Source organism: Neisseria weixii, from assembly GCF_002327085.1.
Taxonomy (GTDB): Bacteria; Pseudomonadota; Gammaproteobacteria; order Burkholderiales; family Neisseriaceae; genus Neisseria; species Neisseria weixii.
In genome coordinates this window covers 386,354-405,784 of record NZ_CP023429.1, presented here as the reverse complement: position 1 = coordinate 405,784, position 19,431 = coordinate 386,354, and the positions used below count along the sequence as shown (strand labels likewise).

The window sequence follows — 19,431 nt, the reverse complement described above, 5'->3', positions numbered from 1 at the left end:
AGTAATTCATTAATTTTAACAAACCAAGCAATAGATATGATTAATTACAAAATTTCCTTCCAGACCTTAAGCCATGAATATCAAATTACATTGAGTTTCAATCAAGACAATGATTTACCTATTGAATTCAGTCTGCCCAACTGGGTGCCGGGCAGCTATCTGATTCGTGATTTCTCCCGACACATCACGCAGCTAAGTGCTTCTTGTGATGGAGAGGCTGTTGCATTGACGCAATTGACCAAGAATAAGTGGAGCGCAAACGGTTCAAAAGGCGAGTGGCAAATTTGCTACACCGTTTATGCTTTTGATTTATCTGTTCGCGGCGCATTTTTAAGCACTGAGCGGGGCTTCTTCGACGGTGCCTGCCTGTTTTTGAAAATTCATGGCTTTGAAAACTTGCCGCACAGCGTTACTTTGCAAGATTTCCCCGGCCAATGGCAAATCGCCACGACCCTGCCCCAAACCGCCGCACGGCATTTTCAGACGGCCTCTTATACTAATTTAATCGACCATCCCGTCGAAATGGGCAGGATTGAATTTCTAGACTTCACCGCTGCCGGCATTCCGCACCGTATTGCCTTGAGCGGCTTTTACCGCGAGTTTGACCGCCGACGGTTTGTGAACGATATTCAAAAAATCTGCGAAACCGAATTGGCGATGTTCCCTGAACCGGCGCCATTTCAAGAATACCTGTTTATGCTGCACGTCGGCGGCAACATCTACGGCGGCCTCGAACACATCAGCAGCACCGCCCTTCTGGCTGACCGTAACAGCCTGCCGTCGCACAATATGAGCAACCCCAACGAAGCCTACACCCAATTGCTCGGCCTGTTCAGCCATGAATATTTTCATGCGTGGAACGTGAAATCGATTAAGCCCGAAGCATTTGTGCCTTACAATCTCAACCAAGAAAACTACACCGAGCAGCTTTGGGCGTTCGAAGGCATTACCTCTTATTATGATGATTTGTTCCTGGTACGCAGCGCCGTGATTGACAGCAATGCATATTTAAACCTGCTCGGCCAATCAATTACCCGTGTGCAGCAAACCAAAGGCCGTCTGAAACAGACCCTGGCCGAATCCAGCTTCACCGCATGGAACAAGTTTTATAAACAAGATGAAAACAGCAGCAACGCCATCGTCAGCTATTATCAAAAAGGCGCACTGGCGGCATTGTGTCTGGATTTGCTGATCCGCAAAAAAAGCGGCGGCAAACATTCGTTAGACAGTGTCATGCAGCAGCATTACCGCGATTGGATCAACACCGGCCAAGGTATTCCCGAAAAACAATGGCAAGTACGCTGCCGGCAAATCACCGGCTTGGATTTGCAATCGTTTTTTCAGACGGCCTTATACAGCACCGGTGACCTTCCCTTACAAGAATGCTTGGCACATGTCGGCGTGGCATTGGACTGGCAGCCTTTGCCGCGCAGCCACGGTGGCGGTTTGGCAGACGAAGCAATTTGCGTAAAACCGGCCGGTGATTTCGGCGCGCGTTTCAAACAAAGCGGGGACAGCGCTACGCTGACGCATGTGTTCAACGGCGGCAGCGCGGAAAACGCGGCTTTGTGTCCGCAAGACAAAATCATCGCGCTCAACGGTTATGCCTGCACCGACTTGGCCGCTCAATGGGCGCAATTGGCTGTCGGCGAACACGCCACGCTGCACTTTTTCCGCAGCGGCGTGCTGCAACAAACGCACATTACCGTGCAAGCCGCGGAAGCAGATACGGCTTTGTTGAAAGTCACTAATCAAGATTGGCTGGATAAATGGTTGTTTAACCGCTAAGCTTTCAGACGGCCTGATAAAAGCCGTCTGAACAATTGATAAAAGGAATGGAATCATGGCTATTTTGAAATTGAGCGAACAATTATACGTGTCGCCGCAACTGTCGGAACAAGATGCAGAAGAGGCCGCCCGTTTGGGCATTCAAACCGTTATCTGCAACCGCCCCGACGGCGAAGAAGACCATCAACCTTCTACCGCGCAGGTTCTACAATGGTTGGCGGCAGAAGGCATTACGTCTTTCAAGCACCAGCCTGTTACCGCGGCTGGTATTTCCGCCACCGATGTCGCCGTATTCCAAGATTTAGTACAGCAAGCCGACAAGCCCGTATTGGCCTACTGCCGCACCGGCACACGCAGCTTATTGCTCTGGGCATACCATCAAGTGCAAAACGGCATGAGCGTTGCCGAAGCCAAAGCAGCCGCGGCCAAAGCAGGTATTGACTTAAGCAATTTTGAATCACGTTTGCAGGATGCTGCCGAGCATAAATCAGCTTAATCCGGCAGCATAAAAGGCCGTCTGAAACGTTTCAGACGGCCTTTCCATTGTTTTTTTTCAAATCAAAAATCCTGCTGCGTAGCCATCATTACGGCCATGTGCACCAAACCAAATGCGATGGAAAGCAGCACGGACAACAAAACCGCAACCATCAGCCATAAACTCACATCCAATAAGGTCATGTTTGTACTCCTTCTTCATCAGGCAGGCTTATTTTAGTCGGCTAATGTTGCAAAATTTTGACTTTCAAATCATACAAACAGGCCGTCTGAAAGTTTAGACTAAACACTCAAAGTTTTAGTTCAATTATTCTTTCAGACGGCCTATTAAATAGATGGGCGGAGATTTTTGCGAAGCTCTCCAACTGTTATTCTGCTTTGGTTTCTGTGACAAAACCGATTTTACTGATACCGGCAATTTGTGCAGCTTCGAGCGCCTTTTCAACATACTCATATGCTACACTTTTATCCGCAGCGATAGCCAAAATAGTATTTTCGTTTTTTGACTTTTCTTCTTTCAAACGGGCCGTTACACCGTCAAAAGTCACTTTACTATCTGATTCTGCACCTAGATAATAGCTGCCATCCGGCGCAACGGTTAAACGTAAAATATCTTTTTGCGCAGGCTTCTCTTTCTGGACAGCCTGCTCCGAAGCGGTCGGTAACGTCAACGGAATCGAATGCGTCAGCACCGGCATGGTAATCATAAACACAATCAGCAACACCAGCATCACATCGACCAAAGGGGTCACGTTGATGTCAGACATCGGCGCGTCTTCATCACCGGAATTCATTGAACCGAATGCCATATTTTAATCCTTTTGATTCAACAGACGAACGTGCAAATCATGCGCGTAAGCGTCTAAGTCTTGGGAAACCGTTTTTTACCGCGGGTTAAGAAGTTGTAAGCCAACACCGCCGGAATCGCCACAAACAAACCTGCCGCAGTCGCCACCAAGGCTTCACCAATCGGGCCTGCTACCGCAGCGATGCTCATTTGGCCGCTTTCACTGATGTTAATCAACGCGTGGTAAATACCCCAAACGGTACCGAACAAACCGATAAACGGCGCGGTGGCGCCAATCGATGCCAAAGCAGTCATGCCACCGTCAAATTGACGCATGCTCTGATTCATGCTGGTGCGGATTTGGCCGGCTAAGAATTCATTCAGCGGCAATGCGTTGGCTAAGGTTTTGGTGGTGCTTTGACGATAATTGTCGTAAGCACGCACGGCATCAGCGGTCAGCATGCTGATCGGCGCATCAATATTTCTGACTTTCTGCACGGCATCGTTCAAAGTAAACGAATCCATTACCGCTTTTTTAGCAGCAGCATTACCTGCTTTAGCTTTGCGCAGCTTAACCACGCGCACGATCAAAACGCTCCACGTGACAATACTCATGATGACCATCAATAAAAATACACTGATTAAGACGTAATCGCCCGATTGAAACACTAATCCTAAATTCATGGTTTTTCCAAAATCAAATAAATAAATGAAAGATTTGGCGGTGGCCTGCTTAGCCTTAGGCCGCCGCATGACTGCTTTCAGACGGCTTATCCGCCCAAGCTGAAGCGCACCGGCACACGGTAGCTGGTCCACACATTGGTGTTGAAATGGCCGGATTTTGCTGCATTGCGCGCGGCACGGTCTAAACGTGACGAACCGCTGCTCTTGGCAACCGATACCGAAATAACTTTACCCCCCGGCGCCACCAACACATTCAACACAACAGTACCTTCTTCACCATTCTCTTGTGATAAAGAAGGATATGGCGGGGTCGGAATCGAACCGGTGGCCTGCACCGGATTGCTGCGGCTGCTGCCCGGACCACTACCGACGCCCGTGCCGCTGCCGTCACCGGAGCCGCTTTCACCTTTTTTACCGCCTGAACCGCTGCCACTGCCTTTTCTTTCGCCTTTGGCAGACGAACCACCTTTACCGGTCTCGCTGCCCGCTTTTTCAAACGCGTTACCGCCGGCTTTTTCCACCGGTTTTTCGGGTTTAGGATCTGGTGCCGGTTTCGGTTCAGGCTTGGGTTCAGGCTTGGGTTCAGGTTTTGGCTCGGGCTTAGGTTCCGGCTTAGGCTCGGGTTTTGGTTTGGTTTTTTTGACCGGTTTCGGTTTTTCTTTAGTTTGCTGCATATCCGCGTCTGCTTTTTTGGTAATCACCGGCTTAATCACGGGCTTCGCCTCTTCTACCGGTTTCGGCTTAGGTTTTGGCCCCGGACGAGGTTTAGGCTTCTGCGGCGGAGCCTGCACCGGAGCAGGCGCACCGGCACCTTCCGGTGCACCATCGCCGCCACCTAAATCTCCTAATTCAACAAACTCGATATGCGTCACGTCAACAATGTCAAGCTTATGGGCTTTCCATAATAAAGACATCAAGCCAATGTGCAAAAGAGCGACCACGGCGACCACCGTGGGGTTTAAAATTCGATCTTTTTTCATAGTATGCGCATGGTAATAGCAATTATTCCTGTTTGCAACTTATTTCTACACAATTCCGCCCTTTGACAGGCTTACTAATATTCAAACAACTACTTTAAAAATCAGATATTTAAAATAAAGGTAATACTTACTTTCATATCAACCCACAAAAACGGCTTTATTTCCGATAACGTATCGGGAATAAAGCCGTTGGAACGGATATGGATTTACCGGAGTACAGCGGTCACGTCTTTCATGCCAACTTAAAACTTAATCCGTTTAGGTGGCGGTATTTGAATTTAGTTCACCACATCAATACGAATATTCGGCTGCGCCACTTTATTCCGGCACACACTCAACTTCATCAGACACAGTAGTCGGCATGGTCTCTACTACTTCCTGCTCGGGCAAAATGTCGATTTTAGGAAAATACAGCAAATCATAGGTTGGCTTGTTCAACAAATCTTCCAGTGTAAAACCATCGAGATAGTTGAAAAACGATTTAATCGCGCCGCCAAGGATACCGGCCAAACGGCAAGAAGGTGTAATCAGACAATCATTGTTGTTTCCCATACATTCAACCAACTGCATAGGTTCCAAATGCCGTATCACAGCACCGATATTGATCTTGTCTGCAGTCATAGCCAGCTTTAATCCTCCGCCTTTTCCACGCACACTGGTCAGGAAGCCGCCTTTTACTAGAGCGGTAACCACTTTCATCAAATGACTTTTAGAAATACCATAAGTATCGGCAATGGTGCTGATGTTGACCAATGCATCATCGTTAATCGCGGTGTAGATTAAAACGCGTAGCCCATAATCTGTATGTTGGGTTAAATACATAACAATCTCTGTTCTGAATCGGGTTGTATTTGTTATTTAAAATCAGCCACCCTATTGTTTTATCATGCAGTTGGGGCGGTATGTATTTGACTTTATATGAAGTTAAGTTTCATAATATATGAAACTTATAAATTAATCCAGTAAAATCCGACACGAGCTGCCGATTATGAAACCATTAAAACGCCATCCCGCGCTGATTGAACTCTCGCGCGAACACCATCACTCTCTTTCTTTATGTGTGCGTATTTTGCGCACACCATCTGAAAGCCATCAAGCCGAAATCGAACCGCATTTTGTTGAATTGGCGCAACATTTCCAAGAAGAAGAAAACCAGTTCGCGCCGCATTGGCGGAATATTGCGCCCGAACTGCGCGCACGTTTTGAAAACGACCACGCCAAACTGCGCCAAATGATGGCACAACCCGATTACACCAGCGAGGCATGGAATCAAGAATTGGCCACCACCCTGCGCGACCATGCCCGCTTTGAAGAGCGCGAGCTTTTCCCTGCCGTTGAGCCTTACTTAGACGATGCAACGGCCTAAGCGGACAAATAAGGCCGTCTGAAACTTTTCAGACGGCCTATCCACTATCCACCATAATAATTCAAGGAACCACCATGAACGCACTGTTCAAACACCCCGTTTGGGCCATGGCTTTCCGCCCGTTTTACTCGCTGGCCGCCCTTTACGGCGCCTTGTCGATTTTACTGTGGGGCTTCGGCTATCAAGGCACACCCGAGCTGCCCGGCTTTTACTGGCACGCGCACGAAATGATTTGGGGCTACGCAGGCTTGGTGGTAATTGCGTTTCTGCTCACCGCCGTTGCCACTTGGACCAGCCAGCCGCCGACCCGTGGCGCGGTATTGGCCGGCTTAACCGCGTTTTGGCTTTTGGCACGCATTGCCGCGTTTATTCCCGGTTGGGGAGCGGCGGCCAGCGGTATTTTCGGTACAGTTTTCTTTTGGTATGGTGCGGTGTGCATGGCGTTGCCGGTGTTCCGTACCCAAAACAAGCGCAATTATGCCGTCGTCTTTGCCATCTTCGTGCTGGGTGGCACCCATGTCGCCTTTCACCGCCAACTCAGCCCGTTTGACCCCGCTGCCTTATTGGTCGGCCTGCAATCCGGTCTGATTATGGTGGCCGGTTTCATCGGCTTAATCGGCATGCGCATTATCTCGTTTTTTACATCCAAACGCTTAAATATTCCGCAAATCGCCAGCCCGCAATGGGTTGGCCATGCATCTTTGTGGCTGCCCATGTTGACTGCCATGTTGATGGCGCACCAAATGTTGTTGCCGCTGGCTGCCTTATTTGCCTTTACGGCTGGCGTTATCAACTTGGTGCAGGTGTATCGCTGGTGGCATAAAAATGTGTTGAAAGAGCCGATGCTGTGGATTTTGTTCGCCGGCTATTTCTTCACCGGATTGGGCTTAATGGCGGTCGGCATTTCCTACTTTACGCCGTCTTTCCTGAATCTGGGTGTACACTTAATCGGCGTGGGCGGCATCGGCGTGTTGACCTTGGGCATGATGGCGCGTACGGCACTCGGTCACACCGGCAATGCGATTTACCCGCCGCCGAAATCAGTGCCGGTCGCGTTTTGGTTGATGATTATTTCAACTTTGGTGCGCATTTTGGCTACCTTCGTTCACGGCACGGCTTACACCCACAGCATCCGCTTGTCGGCCGCACTATTTGCCGCCGCCCTACTGCTTTACGCGTGGAAATACATTCCTTGGCTGATTCGCCCGCGCGCCGATGGCAAACCGGGTTGAGTGGTTAGATTAAAGGCCATCTGAAAGAATTTACTTCTTTCAGATGGCCTTCTCGTTTTTCGGATTTTTCAGAAAGCCTGAAACCTACTGTCCTTTCAACCACTCATCGCGTGTGCTTTTGGCCTCTTCAAAGTAAGTATAAAGCGCCGCTTTGTTTCCGGTTGCCAGCAGCTGCTCCAAAGTATCCAATTGCCGACGGATACCGCCGATTAAATCTCGCAGGCTGTTTTTATTGGCCAAGCAAATGTCCGTCCAAATCGCCGGATGACTGGAAGCAATGCGGGTGAAATCTCTGAAACCGGAAGCGGCGAAGTTCAGATAAGCTTGTCCGTCGGGGTGGTCGAAAATTTCGTGCACAAAAGCAAAGGCCAACAAATGCGGCATGTGCGACACGGCGGCGAAAATGGCATCGTGCTCGGCAGCGCTCAAACGAAACGTTTTTGCGCCCACTGCCTGCCACAGCGATTCAAGCCGCTCAAGGCCGTCTGAATGCTCGTCGCCGTGCGGTGTGATAATCAGCTTTTTGTCTTGATAAAGACCGAATTGCGCTGCCAATGCGCCATGACGGTCGGAACCGGCTATCGGGTGCGCGGCGATACAGCGCGGCAAATGTTCGGGCAGATAAGTGCGGAAAGCTTCGACAGTGATTTGCTTGGTGCTGCCCACATCCGACACCAGCGCATCCGCCCACAAAAACGGCTTAATGGCCTGGCAAATCATCGGCAAGGTCGATACCGGCGTGGCAATCAACACCAAATCCGCCCCACCGATGCTCTCGGCATTGATTTCGGTAAACGCGGCGTCAATCACGCGTCGTTCTAATGCGCGGTCAAGATTTTCTCGGTTTAGATCTATGCCGACCACAGTTTCCACCAGCCCCAAGCGTTTCAAATCCAGCACAAACGAGCCGCCGATCAGCCCGACGCCGATAAGGGTGATTTGTTTGAGTGGGGTGATGGCAGACATAACAGGCGACAGCATGGATAAAAGAACGAGTTTACCTGATTAAGCGTTGGGAGTAAAAGGGCGACACCTTTGCACCTTAGATTTGAGTGCAATTTGAAGTTGCAGCAACACAGAAAGCGAGGGCATATCATGAAGATAGGCAAGCTTTCGAGCAGCGCATAACGAAGAAATGTGCCAAAGATAGGGATTTCGCACAGGTCTCAGGCCGTCTGAAACCGATTCCGTTTCAGACGGCCTGATTCAAACATTCATCGCCATTGGCCGACAAATTCCTGCCAATGCAGTTTATCCTCGGCTTGCTCCTTGAGATAATTTTTCATGCGCTTGACTTCGACTTCGTATTCATCGCTGTCCAAAGCACCGCTCATCAAGCGGAAACGCAGATACATCAAATAAGTATTGGCGGCATCGGTTTCGCAATAATCACGGATGTCTTTCAGACGGCCTTGATAATATGCTTCCCAAACTTGGCTGCCGTCCATACCCAATTTACCCGGAAAACCGCACAGCTTGGCCATATCGTCCAGCGGTACACTGGCACGAGGTTGATACAGCGCGAGCAAATCCATCAAATCGCAATGGCGGTTGTGATAGCGGCTGATATAATTATTCCATTTGAAATCGCGGCTGTCGCCGAAATCGCCCTCGCCCATGTCCCAATAACGCGCGGCGGCAATACCGTGTATCAGGGCGCGGTAATGCAATACCGGCAAATCGAAACCACCGCCGTTCCAACTCACCAGCTGGGGCGTATGGTTTTCAATCAGCTCGAAAAATTTCGCAATCACCGTCTCTTCGCTGTCTTCGATTTCGCCGATGGTACCGACATGGATTTTCTCGCTGCCCCAACGCATACAGCACGAAACCGCCACCACTTGATGCAGATGGTGCTGCATGAAATCGCTGCCGTTTTGTGCGCGCCGTTTTTGTCGGGCAAACAACACTACTTCGTCATCCGGCACGCTTTGCGGTAAATCGTAAAGCAAACGGATGCCGTTGACATCGGGAACGGTTTCAATATCAAAAGCGAGTATCGGGGTCATGGCATGCTCCTTGGGTCAGGATATGGGCATTGTGACACGAAGCCGTGGATAAAAAAGAGGCAACCCCCACAGGATTGCCTCAATACCTCAAATCAGAGATTTACGCTTCACAAACAATACAGGCTCTCGCCTGCGGCTTTATTAATGCAGCTCAACTCTGCATTAATAAACAGTCGTTTCATCGGCAGAATCTTGCCGCTAAAACGCCCGTTAAGGGAACTTGACGATATTCAAAACTTGCTTGGCTGAATATCTTGTAACTTTATGTAGTGAAATTTACGCGTTTTTAACGCACTTGCCAAGTCTTTTTTTGAAAAATTCGCTTTTCCTTCTAAAAATATAATATTTCTCTGAATATTTAAAAATATTAAAATAATTTCTATAATTTATTTTAAAAATATAAAATGCCGATTTTTATAAAATCTTACCTATCATATAATGAAACGTTAAATTCGATTTATTTTTTTATAATATGTTGTTTTTTTTAAAATATATTTAATTTAATATATTGATTAAATGTTCAATAAATATGAAACTTAAATGTTTCAGTTATTTGACAAAAATAAATCCGAAACTTTCAGACGGCCTGTTTATCGCTTTAAATAAAGGGGATTACCCTCCTTTAATTACATACCTACATCAAATAAACATTCACTTTCTGCTCGATCAAACAGAAATAAAAAAGGTTCGGCAGTCACCGAACCTTCTATTTTTTGCAACTGTATGTAATCAATAAAAGCCTGCTTCACCTTCCGGACGGGTTTTAAAACGCTTGTGCAGCCAGAAATATTGCTCAGGAATTTCACGCACGCGCTCCTCGATGAAGTCGTTCATACGTTGGGTATCGGCAACTACATCCCTACTGGGAAAATCCTCCCACGGTTCGTAAAAACGCAAAGTCACGGTATTATCCGCCTCACGAAACGGAACCGCCGGAATCACTTTGGCTTTGGCCATACCTGCAATGCGGCTCAAACCGGTAATCGTGGCCGTCGGAACGCCGAAAAAATCGACAAAAATCGAATCATTGCGACCGAAATCCTGATCGGGCAAATAGAGAAAAGGCGCATCGCTTTTGCGCAAATATTTGATAATTGCGCGCAGGCCTTCCGTGCGGCCAATCAGAAACACATTATCGTAGCGGTGGCGGCCTTTTAAAATCTGCTCGTCCACCGCTTTGTTTTTCTGATGCGAATACATGCTGGTCAGCGGCACATCTTGGTTGAGTGTGTACACCGCCATTTCAAAGGCGGTAAAGTGCGGATAAAGCAAAATTACTTTTTCGCCCGATGCCAGCACATCATCCAGATAATGCTTGTTTTCATAGCGTACAAAACCGCGCAACCTCTCCGCCGGCGCATACCAATAAAGACCGTACTCAAACATCAGCTTGGCCATGTGCTGAAAATGGCGTTTCAACACAGCTTCACGCTTTTCACCGCTCCATTCGGAAAAACATTTTTCCAAATTAACCTGCCCGACTTTGCGGCGCGGTTTCACGACATAATACGCCAGCCAACCCACTGCGTCGGCGATTTTGTGTATCAGCTTAAACGGCAGAAGCTGCACCAGATACAAAATAAAAAAAGCAAATTTCATGTTTCAGACGGCCTGTGTATGAAGTGGCATCATTATAACAGCAAAGGCCGTCTGAAAATTTCAATACCGTATGCTATTTTTACTTCAGACAGCCTTTATCCATGAGATACGTGAGTAACATATCCCCATACAGGGTTCCGTTTTGGAAGCATAGGCCGATCTACAGTAGAAACGTATTTTAATGGAGCAAACTGCTAAATTCACAGTCATTTTTATAGACACAACTTGACGAATTTGCTGCTCTTCTATACTATTTAAAAATGATTATCATTTATTTAAGGATATACCCATGAAACCATTGCTACTGAAACGCAAATTAATCTGTTCCGCCACTATATGTGCGTTGCTGCCGGCAAATACTTGGGCTCAAACAGAAACCGAAAACGAACAGGTAGCATTAGAGCCCATTGTTGTGATGGGTACTGCTGTTCCCACTAAAGTAACACGCAAACGGCTTGACCAAACTAATACAACCGATTTGAAACAAGTTATGAAAAATCAAATAGGTATGTCTGTAGGTGGCGGCAATGGCGTAGCACAGTACTACAGTATTCGTGGGATAGGGGAGGACAAAATCGTGTTGGACGTGGACAACACCAGCCAATCCACCAAAGTTTTCCACCACCAGAGCCGTTTTCAGCTCGATCCTGCTTTGTTGAAAAGCATCAATGTAGAAAAAGGCACCGGTTCGGCAAGTGCCGGGATAGGGGCAGTCGCAGGGGTAATTCGGGCGACAACGGTTGATGCGAAAGATTTGTTGGTGGATGACAAACCTTTTGGTTTCCGTGTAGGTGCAGGTTACAGCAGCAACAAAGGACACCACAGCAGTTTGGCGGCCTACACCTACCAAAACGGTTTCAGCGGTCTGATTGCAGGCAATTTTCTAAATAACGGCGAATACAAAAGCGGCGGCGAACTCCAAAAAGGCAGCAAACTTAACCAACGCGGTCTGTTGGCAAAAATCGGCTACGATTTTAATCCAGACCATACCGCTTCTTTAAGTTACCGCCAAGAATATCAAAAAGGTTCGCGCAGCAATAAAGCGGAATTCCGTACCGATGAGTACCGCGGCTTCCCGGGAGCGGAGCAAAAAGAGCAAACATTGAATGCACAGTACACAGGGCACAATATCGGCTTTATCAATAAACTGGATATAAACGCCTTCCAAATCCGCACCGAAGACATCAAACCGCCCAAAGATTGGGAAAGCGGTAAAAATGTCTCGCACACAGGCGAAAAAACTACCGCAAAAGCCATAGGTGGCAATGCGGATTTTACCAGCAGCATTTTTGATAAGCACACACTCAAATACGGCATCAACTACCGTCGCGAGACCTCCGTGCCGTCTGATAAAGCCACGTGGCTGAAAATTTTGAACGTTACCCCCACTCCGAACGCAAAACCGATATCGGCGTGTACGCGGAAGGTATTTGGGATTTGTCCCCATTACCTTAACCACCGGTTTGCGTTACGACCATTTTAACTGGACTTCAGCCAGCGACAACCCTGCCGCACGCAAAGCCAAAGCGGGGCAAATCAATCCCAGCTTGGGTGTGATTTGGGAAGCCAATCCCAATCTCACCCTATTGGCAACACTCAATCAAGCCAGCCGTTCACCGCGCTTGAACGAGGCTTTGCTGGCAAACGAACGGGCAGGCGCAGTAATGGATATTAATCCCGATTTAAAAGCGGAAACGGCACGCCGTGCGGAAGCAGGCTTCAAATGGAAAACAGGAAACTTTGATGTTTCAGGCAGCGTATTCCGTCAAAAAATCGACGATTTAATTATTTACAAATGGGCAAACATCAGCAAAACATCCGTCAGCAAACGCGGTGCAGTATTCAACAACGGCAGCCTGAACATGAACGGCTATGAATTGGACGCGTCTTACCGCAACGGCGGTTTAACCGCACGCGTAGGCGTATCACACACCAAACCCAAAATACAGGGCAACGACATTTGGTATGGTGAAACCCCATTGGCAGATGAACACCATGAGAGCTCATTTTATTTTTGGAACACCGGCCGCCAATGGCTGACCGGCTTGTCTTACCGGTTTGAAAATCCCAAGCTGGAAATCGGTTGGCTTGGCCGCTACGCCCAAAGCACGAAGTACACAGATACCGCCCGCCGAAAAGGTACATTACGCGCCACCAAATCAGGTTATGGCGTACACGACATTTACGCCAACTGGCAGCCGCTGAAAAAAGATACCATGAACGTGAATTTTGCCGTCAATAACGTAACCGACAAAAAATTCCGCAGTCACAGCCAGCACTTCCCCGATGGAGAACAACGGGTACCGTTTTACGAACGTGGGCGTGAATTCGTTCTCAGCGTAAATTATCGTTTCTAAAAATCCCATGACGGCCTTTTAGAATCTACCTTTCATCGCTTTGTTTTTACTGATGTAAATAGCGGTGTACATTGTGATTGAGCGTGTACACCGCCATTTCAAACGCCGTAAAGTGCGGATAAAGCAAAATCACTTTTTCTCCCGATGCCAGCACATCATCCAGATAATGCTTGTTTTCATAGCGTACAAAACCGCGCAACCTCTCTGCCGGCGCATACCAATAAAGACCGTACTCAAACATCAGCTTGGCCATGTGCTGAAAATGGCGTTTCAACACAGCTTCACGCTTTTCACCGCTCCATTCGGAAAAACATTTTTCCAAATTAACCTGCCCGACTTTGCGGTGCGGTTTCACGACATAAATGGCTGTTATATCTATAATAGTGAATTGAAATATTCGTTGGCTGCAGCTTTGCCGTACTATCTGTACTGTCTCCGCCTTGCCGCCTTGTACCTTTCTTATTTCAATTCACTATAGTAGCCATGGCATGTGCGCGTCGGACGCACTCAAATCAGTGTATTTGCACAATCCTGACAGCAAACTGTTTGAAATCAATCGCCGTTGCGTCTGATATCGCTCTTTTTCAGAATGCTGAATACACGGTCTTGGATGATGACAGGCAGCCACCGAAACAAACGCCTGTCGAAAATACGTTCAGGCGGCCTTTCAGGCCGTCTGAAACAATGGGCAATTAAGAAATGTGCAGCTTGCGCTTTGCCGCTGACAGCAGGGTAAAGTCAGATACCGTATTTTCCTGCCAGATAAACTGCCGCATAGCAGAAGAATATGGCACCATAAGTCAGCGAACAGAAAATTTTCTGCCGGGATGTTTGAGGAACGGGGACAGTCCAAACAGCGATGGCTGCCATGATCAAAATCACGTCACCCGATGTGGGATTCTCGATACGGCGGTTGCACAGTTACAATATGCCCCAGCCTACTGCCAGCAAAACAGTAAAGCTTGCTCTGATTATTTTTCACGGTTCATTACCAACCTTGTCTGCCTGCCACACCGCGGATGCTGCCACCCGCAAGTACCGTTGAAACTCCAGATGCCCCATCGGCTCTGCGGTTCCGCCTGCAACTGCTCCTCCGGCAGCATAAGTGGCAAGCTTGCCGGAGAAAATTTATCGCCGCTGATTTGCTGTTCGACTAAATAACCCGCACTTGACCGATCACACCGAAAGTGCCTTGGACACGTGTTAAGTCTTCATTGCTAAAACGTACATGATGCTCCCCTTCAATAAAAATAATAAACAAATTTAATCAGGAACTCGAAACTAAAAAACAGATCTTGTTCCTGATTTGTTAGGAAAAAAATAATAAAAATAATAAAAGTTTCAAACTGATTTCAGCTTCTAATTAACTTATTGATATCAATAAGTATTACTTTAATTTCAGCAGGTTTGTAAAATCCGCAATTTGCGATTTGAGACACTTTCAGGCCGTCTGGTGCTGCCGTACATGCCAATTTTTCTTGCTTTAATTTAATAAGAAGCAGGATTTTGGCAGGATAAAAGGTTCGTTGTTTGAGCTACCCAAAGACAGCGACTTCAAGCCTGCTGCCAAAATTCTGCGCTGTGAGGGAAATCCGCCCGGAGACCGAACCTGCAACTGCGCCGCCTTTCTTTTGCCTGCTTTTAAGCTTCGCCTGTCATAACTATGGTTTAACATTAAAGTCTCACTTATATGGTTTCATATGGTTTCAGAAAACATCCAATCTTTTCAGACGGCCTCAACCATGAAACCGCCCGCCCTTAATCTGCAAACCGTTGCGGTTGATTTGATTGGACAAACCATGATTGCGCAGCGCATGGGTGAGCGCCACGGCCAAACCGTCGGCCGCATCGGCTTGCGGCGTACCCGACAACCCCAGCATCTGCACCACCATATGCTGTACCTGCTCTTTCGCTGCTTTGCCCTGCCCGACCACCGCCTGTTTTACCTGCAACGCCGTGTATTCATACACCGGCAAACCACGCAGCACCATGGCCGCAATCACCGCACCGCGCGCCTGACCGAGCATCAGCGTGGCTGCCGGATTGACGTTTACAAACACTTGTTCGATGGCGGTTTGATTCGGTTGGTACACATCAATGATTTCATTGATGTGTTCGCAAATCACGCCGATGCGTCCGGCCAGTTCGTCACCGGGAATGGTTTTGATGCAGCCGGAAGCAACGTAGCTGTGTTCACGGCCATATACGTCAATCACGCCAAAGCCGGTTATGCGGCTGCCGGGGTCAATGCCTAAAATGCGGATGTTTTTTTATTCATTGGATTCAAGTTGGAAAACAAGCCGTCTGAATCGGTTTCAGACGGCCTTTTTTATTTAAAGCAAACGGTGCTGCAAAGCCGGTAAGCGCGTACGCACGCTGTTCAGACGGCCCGCATCCAAATCCGCCGCCACTACACCTTCACCTTCCGGCAACACAGCCAGCACTTCGCCCCACGGGTCGATAATCATACTGTGACCAAAGGTGCGCCGTCCGCTTTCATGTTTACCGCCTTGAGCCGAAGCAACAACGTAACATTGGTTTTCTACTGCCCGCGTGCGTAACAGTAATTCCCAATGTGCCGCGCCGGTGGTGTAGGTAAAAGCCGCGGGCAGCAGCAATACGTCAAACGGCGCCTGCATGCGGAAAAATTCGGGGAAACGCAAATCGTAGCAGACGCCCGCTGCCACACCCATGCCGTCCACCTGCCAATCAGGCACTTCCTTGCCCGCAGTGATGGTGCCGGCTTCGGCATAGCGTTCGCCCAAGCCGGAAAAGCCGAACAAGTGCATTTTGTGGTAATGCGTCAAAGACCGGCCGTCGCGGCCGTAAGCCAGCATGGTGTTCATCACTTTACCGTCTTCATCGCTGGTTAAAGGAATGGTGCCACCGAACAAAACCACCCGGTTTTCACGTGCGGCCTCACTTAAGGCCGTCTGAAGTTTGCCTTCGCCCAATGTTTCGGCAAAAGCAATTTTATCGGTATCCTGCTGCCCCATAACCGGCCAGTATTCCGGCAGCAACACCCAATCAGCCCCTTTTTCGGCGGCTTCTTTGACCAAACGGCGCATGGTTTGGATATTGGTATCGGGGTCAGTAGTGGAAACCATCTGCACGGCGGCAGCGCGGATTGTGTGAGCCATATCATTTCCTTTCAGACGGTCTTTACTGAACCGTCATTCTTTTACAGCCAAGTCGGTTATACTTACCCCATCTTATTTTTTTTCACCCGAAAGGCAAATCATGAAATCCACCGCCTTTATCCTAACCGCCCTGCTCCTGCCCACTCTGGCGTATGCCGAAGTGAAAATCTACGGCGAACTCAAAAGCGGCGTAGAAAGCTCGCGCACCAAAATCAACGGCAAGCCTGTTTCCCATACCCAAATCGCCGATCAAGGCAGCTTTATCGGTTTGCGCGGCTCTTACCCGATTGGCAGCAACGGCAGCCAAATGACGTGGCAATGGGAACAAGACGCACCCACCGCTTCGGATAAATGCAACAGCAGTAACAACGGCTCATTACGCCAAGAATGGCGCGGACGTAAACAGCGCGGCGAATCGTATATCGGTTTTGAGAAAGATCGCTGAAACTCAACAGGCTGAGACCTTTGTAAAACCCTAGGTTTGAGTACAGTTCAACGTTGTCGCAGCGCAGAAAGCGAAGACCTACCATGAAGATAGGCAAGCTTTCGAGCAGCGCGCAACGAAGAAATGTGCCAAAGATAGGGTTTTGCAAAGGTCTCAGGCCGTCTGAATATTCAGACGGCCTGTTGGTTCTCAAAATACTGGCTAGCGCGGCAAGCCCAATTTTGCCGCGATTTTTTCCCACACTACTTCCAAAGGAATCGCACCGAGCAAACGCGCTTTGTCATCCGTATTAATGCTTTCCGGGTGCGGTAATTCGCCGAAATCGCCTGCCCACACCACTTCAGCCTGTTCCGAATACGGCCGCCAACGGCCAACCCATGTCGAGCCGAACAGAGCAACTTGTAGCTTATCCAAGGCTGCCGCAATGTGCATAGGTGCGGAATCGACGCCGAAAAACAATTGAGCGCCGTCGATTGCAGCGGCAAGTTCCCGCAGGTTGAGTTTACCGCCCATATCCCATACCTTCACACCGGCAGGAATATTCAGACGGCCTAAAATCTCATCCAGCATTTTGCGTTCGGTTTCATCAGGCGCGGCGGTGAGCACCACATGGCAGCCGTGATTAAGCAAAAGCTGTACCACTGCCGCATTTTTACCGTCTTCCCAGCATTTAAACAACCAACGCGAACCGGGATGCACCAACACATAATCTTCGCCACGCCAGCCTTGTTGGCGTAATTTGTTCTCCCAACTTTGCCGCGCTTCATCACTGATGGTGAGCAGCACTTTCGCTTCGCCGCAATCTTCACGCGCCATCAGTGGCGGCAACACCGCCAAATGCCGCTCGATCACATGATGGTTCACATCCAAATCAGGATTGATAAAATCATGGGAAAACCGCCATGCCGCATTATCGCGCTTTCCATAAGCCAAAGTCGCGCTACATTCGGTGCAAAATTTGGCAATAAACGCCGTGCGCCATTGGTCGGACAGGTTAAATGCCCAATCATAACGACGCGCTTTAAGCTGTTTGAACAAATCGGTTTCATGTTTGATTTGCGCCTTCAGACCTTGCTTTTTCCACGCGCGGGCCACGCTGAAAATATGTGTAATCTCGGGATTGTCGCGGATGATGTCGGCAGTTTCCCGATACACCAGCATGTCGACTTCGCAATCGGGAAAACGCTGTTTGATGGCGGCCACCACCGGCGTGGTCAGCAACACGTCGCCATGATGGCGCAATTTGATGATTAAAATTCGTTTGGGGTCAGCGATGGACATAATAAATAAGCTTTCATGAGCTTTCAGACGGCCTGATGAGTTCGGCACCAATTTAAGAATAGCCCGCAATTGTAAAACGAATAGGAATTTTAGGGAATGCCCTTATATATATAAGCCATTCAATTCCAAACGGAGAATGACAATGACACACACCATTTATCTGGCCGGCGGCTGCTTTTGGGGCGTAGAAGCCTATTTCCGCCGCATTCACGGTGTCGTAGAAGCGGTGTCGGGCTACGCCAACGGCCGTACCGAAAATCCGTCTTACGAAGATGTTTGCCACCACAACACCGGCCATGCCGAAGCGGTGAAAGTAGTGTTTGACGACGAAAAAATCAGCTTGGCCGAGATATTGCAATACTATTTCCGCATCATCGACCCGACTTTGCTCAACCGTCAAGGCAACGATGTCGGCGAACAATACCGCACCGGCATTTATTATACCAAGCCGGACGATGAAGCAGCTATCCGCGCCGCCTTGGCCGCCGAGCAGCAACAACACGCCGCACCGATTGTAGTCGAATGCGAGCCTTTACAGCATTTCTACCCTGCCGAAGACTACCATCAAGATTACTTGGGCAAAAACCCCAACGGCTATTGCCACATCGACATTCGTTTGGCGTATAAACCCTTATCTGCTGATAATGCCGCCCCGCGTGTATTCAGCAGGCCGTCTGAAAGCGAAATTCGGGCAAAATTGAGCGACGAGGAATATTACGTCACCCAACAAAGTGGCACCGAACGTCCGTTTTCCCACGCTTACGACCATCTGTTCGAGCCGGGTATTTATGTCGATATTGTCAGCGGCGAACCTTTGTTTAGCTCCGCAGATAAGTTCGATTCCGGCTGTGGTTGGCCCAGTTTCGCCAAACCGATTGTGCCTGAACACATTACCATGTTGGAAGACTTAAGCCACAATATGCATCGCATCGAAGTGCGCAGCAAAGCGGCCGATTCGCATTTGGGACACGTTTTCCCGATGGCCCGCAAGCACTAGGCGGCCTGCGTTTCTGCATCAACGGCACCAGTCTGCGTTTTATCCCGTTGGATAAAATGGATGAAGAAGGCTACGGCGAATGGAAATATTTGGTTGAGGCCGTCTGAACGTTTTTTCACCTTCAAATACAAGGCCGCCTGAAGTTTCAGACGGCCTGAAAACTATTTAAAACCAATATAAAAATCTAAGAAAATTATTTTAAATCAATGGCATGATGAAAAACGGCAGCAGAAACATCACACTCAAGCAAACTTCACCGAATAAAATTCGT

Annotated in this window: 16 protein-coding genes and 3 pseudogenes; 8 read left to right on the top strand and 11 right to left on the bottom strand. The window is 48.6% G+C overall.

Annotated features, from left to right (window positions below):
- The first annotated feature begins 36 nt into the window (after window positions 1-36).
- Together CGZ65_RS02120 and CGZ65_RS02115 are read left to right on the top strand one after the other, a co-directional pair.
- On the top strand, window positions 37-1,788 hold the full coding sequence (locus CGZ65_RS02120) for a M61 family metallopeptidase (RefSeq protein ID WP_096294634.1): 1,752 nt from the start codon (window positions 37-39) through the stop codon (window positions 1,786-1,788).
- 55 nt (window positions 1,789-1,843) lie between these two features.
- Entirely contained in the window at window positions 1,844-2,284 is a 441-nt protein-coding gene (locus CGZ65_RS02115) for a TIGR01244 family sulfur transferase (protein WP_096294633.1), read from the top strand.
- 367 nt (window positions 2,285-2,651) lie between these two features.
- Here CGZ65_RS02115 and CGZ65_RS02110 read toward each other — a convergent pair whose 3' ends face one another.
- The 4 genes and pseudogenes from CGZ65_RS02110 to CGZ65_RS02095 form a co-directional block, all read right to left on the bottom strand.
- On the bottom strand, window positions 2,652-3,092 hold the full coding sequence (locus CGZ65_RS02110) for an ExbD/TolR family protein (protein WP_096294632.1): 441 nt from the start codon (window positions 3,090-3,092) through the stop codon (window positions 2,652-2,654).
- Window positions 3,093-3,095: 3 nt separating this feature from the next.
- A pseudogene (locus CGZ65_RS02105) lies at window positions 3,096-3,754 on the bottom strand (MotA/TolQ/ExbB proton channel family protein).
- Between the two features lie 86 nt (window positions 3,755-3,840).
- Window positions 3,841-4,734: an energy transducer TonB gene (locus CGZ65_RS02100; RefSeq protein WP_096294631.1), complete on the bottom strand. Its 894-nt coding sequence runs from the start codon at window positions 4,732-4,734 to the stop codon at window positions 3,841-3,843.
- A 318-nt stretch (window positions 4,735-5,052) separates the two neighbouring features.
- Entirely contained in the window at window positions 5,053-5,556 is a 504-nt protein-coding gene (locus CGZ65_RS02095) for an Rrf2 family transcriptional regulator (protein WP_096294630.1), read from the bottom strand.
- 166 nt (window positions 5,557-5,722) lie between these two features.
- Between CGZ65_RS02095 and CGZ65_RS02090 the strand changes: the two genes are divergently transcribed.
- Both CGZ65_RS02090 and CGZ65_RS02085 read left to right on the top strand, forming a co-directional pair.
- Window positions 5,723-6,100, top strand: a complete 378-nt coding sequence (locus tag CGZ65_RS02090; RefSeq protein ID WP_198345322.1) for a hemerythrin domain-containing protein — start codon at window positions 5,723-5,725, stop codon at window positions 6,098-6,100.
- Between the two features lie 74 nt (window positions 6,101-6,174).
- A complete protein-coding gene (locus tag CGZ65_RS02085) occupies window positions 6,175-7,332 on the top strand; it encodes an NnrS family protein (protein WP_096294628.1) in 1,158 nt (385 codons plus the stop codon).
- Window positions 7,333-7,416: 84 nt separating this feature from the next.
- On the opposite strand, the gene CGZ65_RS02080 is transcribed toward CGZ65_RS02085, so the two are convergent.
- From CGZ65_RS02080 to CGZ65_RS02065, 3 genes are all read right to left on the bottom strand, one after another.
- A complete protein-coding gene (locus tag CGZ65_RS02080; protein ID WP_378595556.1) occupies window positions 7,417-8,289 on the bottom strand; it encodes a prephenate dehydrogenase in 873 nt (290 codons plus the stop codon).
- 257 nt (window positions 8,290-8,546) lie between these two features.
- Window positions 8,547-9,341, bottom strand: coding sequence for a 3'-5' exonuclease (locus CGZ65_RS02070; protein WP_096294626.1), 795 nt, complete (start codon window positions 9,339-9,341; stop codon window positions 8,547-8,549).
- A gap of 729 nt (window positions 9,342-10,070) precedes the next feature.
- Window positions 10,071-10,940, bottom strand: coding sequence for a lipid A biosynthesis lauroyl acyltransferase (locus tag CGZ65_RS02065; protein ID WP_096294625.1), 870 nt, complete (start codon window positions 10,938-10,940; stop codon window positions 10,071-10,073).
- A gap of 289 nt (window positions 10,941-11,229) precedes the next feature.
- On the opposite strand from CGZ65_RS02065, the gene CGZ65_RS13665 reads away from it, so the two are divergent.
- Window positions 11,230-12,423, top strand: a complete 1,194-nt coding sequence (locus tag CGZ65_RS13665) for a TonB-dependent receptor plug domain-containing protein (RefSeq protein WP_232507488.1) — start codon at window positions 11,230-11,232, stop codon at window positions 12,421-12,423.
- Complete coding sequence (locus CGZ65_RS13660; protein WP_232507487.1) at window positions 12,371-13,297, top strand: TonB-dependent receptor domain-containing protein; 927 nt, start codon at window positions 12,371-12,373, stop codon at window positions 13,295-13,297. Before CGZ65_RS13665 ends, CGZ65_RS13660 begins: the two co-directional genes overlap by 53 nt.
- Before the next feature lie 49 nt (window positions 13,298-13,346).
- Here the strand turns inward: CGZ65_RS13660 and CGZ65_RS02055 are convergent.
- From CGZ65_RS02055 to CGZ65_RS02045, 3 genes and pseudogenes are all read right to left on the bottom strand, one after another.
- Window positions 13,347-13,679: pseudogene (locus CGZ65_RS02055) on the bottom strand (LpxL/LpxP family acyltransferase); the annotation flags it as partial.
- A gap of 1,354 nt (window positions 13,680-15,033) precedes the next feature.
- Window positions 15,034-15,561, bottom strand: a complete 528-nt coding sequence (gene ruvC, locus CGZ65_RS02050; RefSeq protein ID WP_096294623.1) for a crossover junction endodeoxyribonuclease RuvC — start codon at window positions 15,559-15,561, stop codon at window positions 15,034-15,036.
- A gap of 69 nt (window positions 15,562-15,630) precedes the next feature.
- Window positions 15,631-16,437, bottom strand: a complete 807-nt coding sequence (locus CGZ65_RS02045) for a carbon-nitrogen hydrolase family protein (protein WP_096294622.1) — start codon at window positions 16,435-16,437, stop codon at window positions 15,631-15,633.
- A 100-nt stretch (window positions 16,438-16,537) separates the two neighbouring features.
- Here CGZ65_RS02045 and CGZ65_RS02040 point away from each other — a divergent pair, with 100 nt between their 5' ends.
- Window positions 16,538-16,882: a porin family protein gene (locus tag CGZ65_RS02040; RefSeq protein WP_096294621.1), complete on the top strand. Its 345-nt coding sequence runs from the start codon at window positions 16,538-16,540 to the stop codon at window positions 16,880-16,882.
- A 201-nt stretch (window positions 16,883-17,083) separates the two neighbouring features.
- Here the strand turns inward: CGZ65_RS02040 and rfaQ are convergent, their stop codons facing one another.
- Window positions 17,084-18,163, bottom strand: a complete 1,080-nt coding sequence (gene rfaQ, locus CGZ65_RS02035; protein WP_096294620.1) for a putative lipopolysaccharide heptosyltransferase III — start codon at window positions 18,161-18,163, stop codon at window positions 17,084-17,086.
- A 109-nt stretch (window positions 18,164-18,272) separates the two neighbouring features.
- On the opposite strand from rfaQ, the pseudogene msrAB reads away from it, so the two are divergent.
- Window positions 18,273-19,267 (top strand): annotated as a pseudogene (gene msrAB / locus CGZ65_RS02030) (bifunctional peptide-methionine (S)-S-oxide reductase MsrA/peptide-methionine (R)-S-oxide reductase MsrB); the annotation flags it as partial.
- Between the last annotated feature and the right edge of the window lie 164 nt (window positions 19,268-19,431).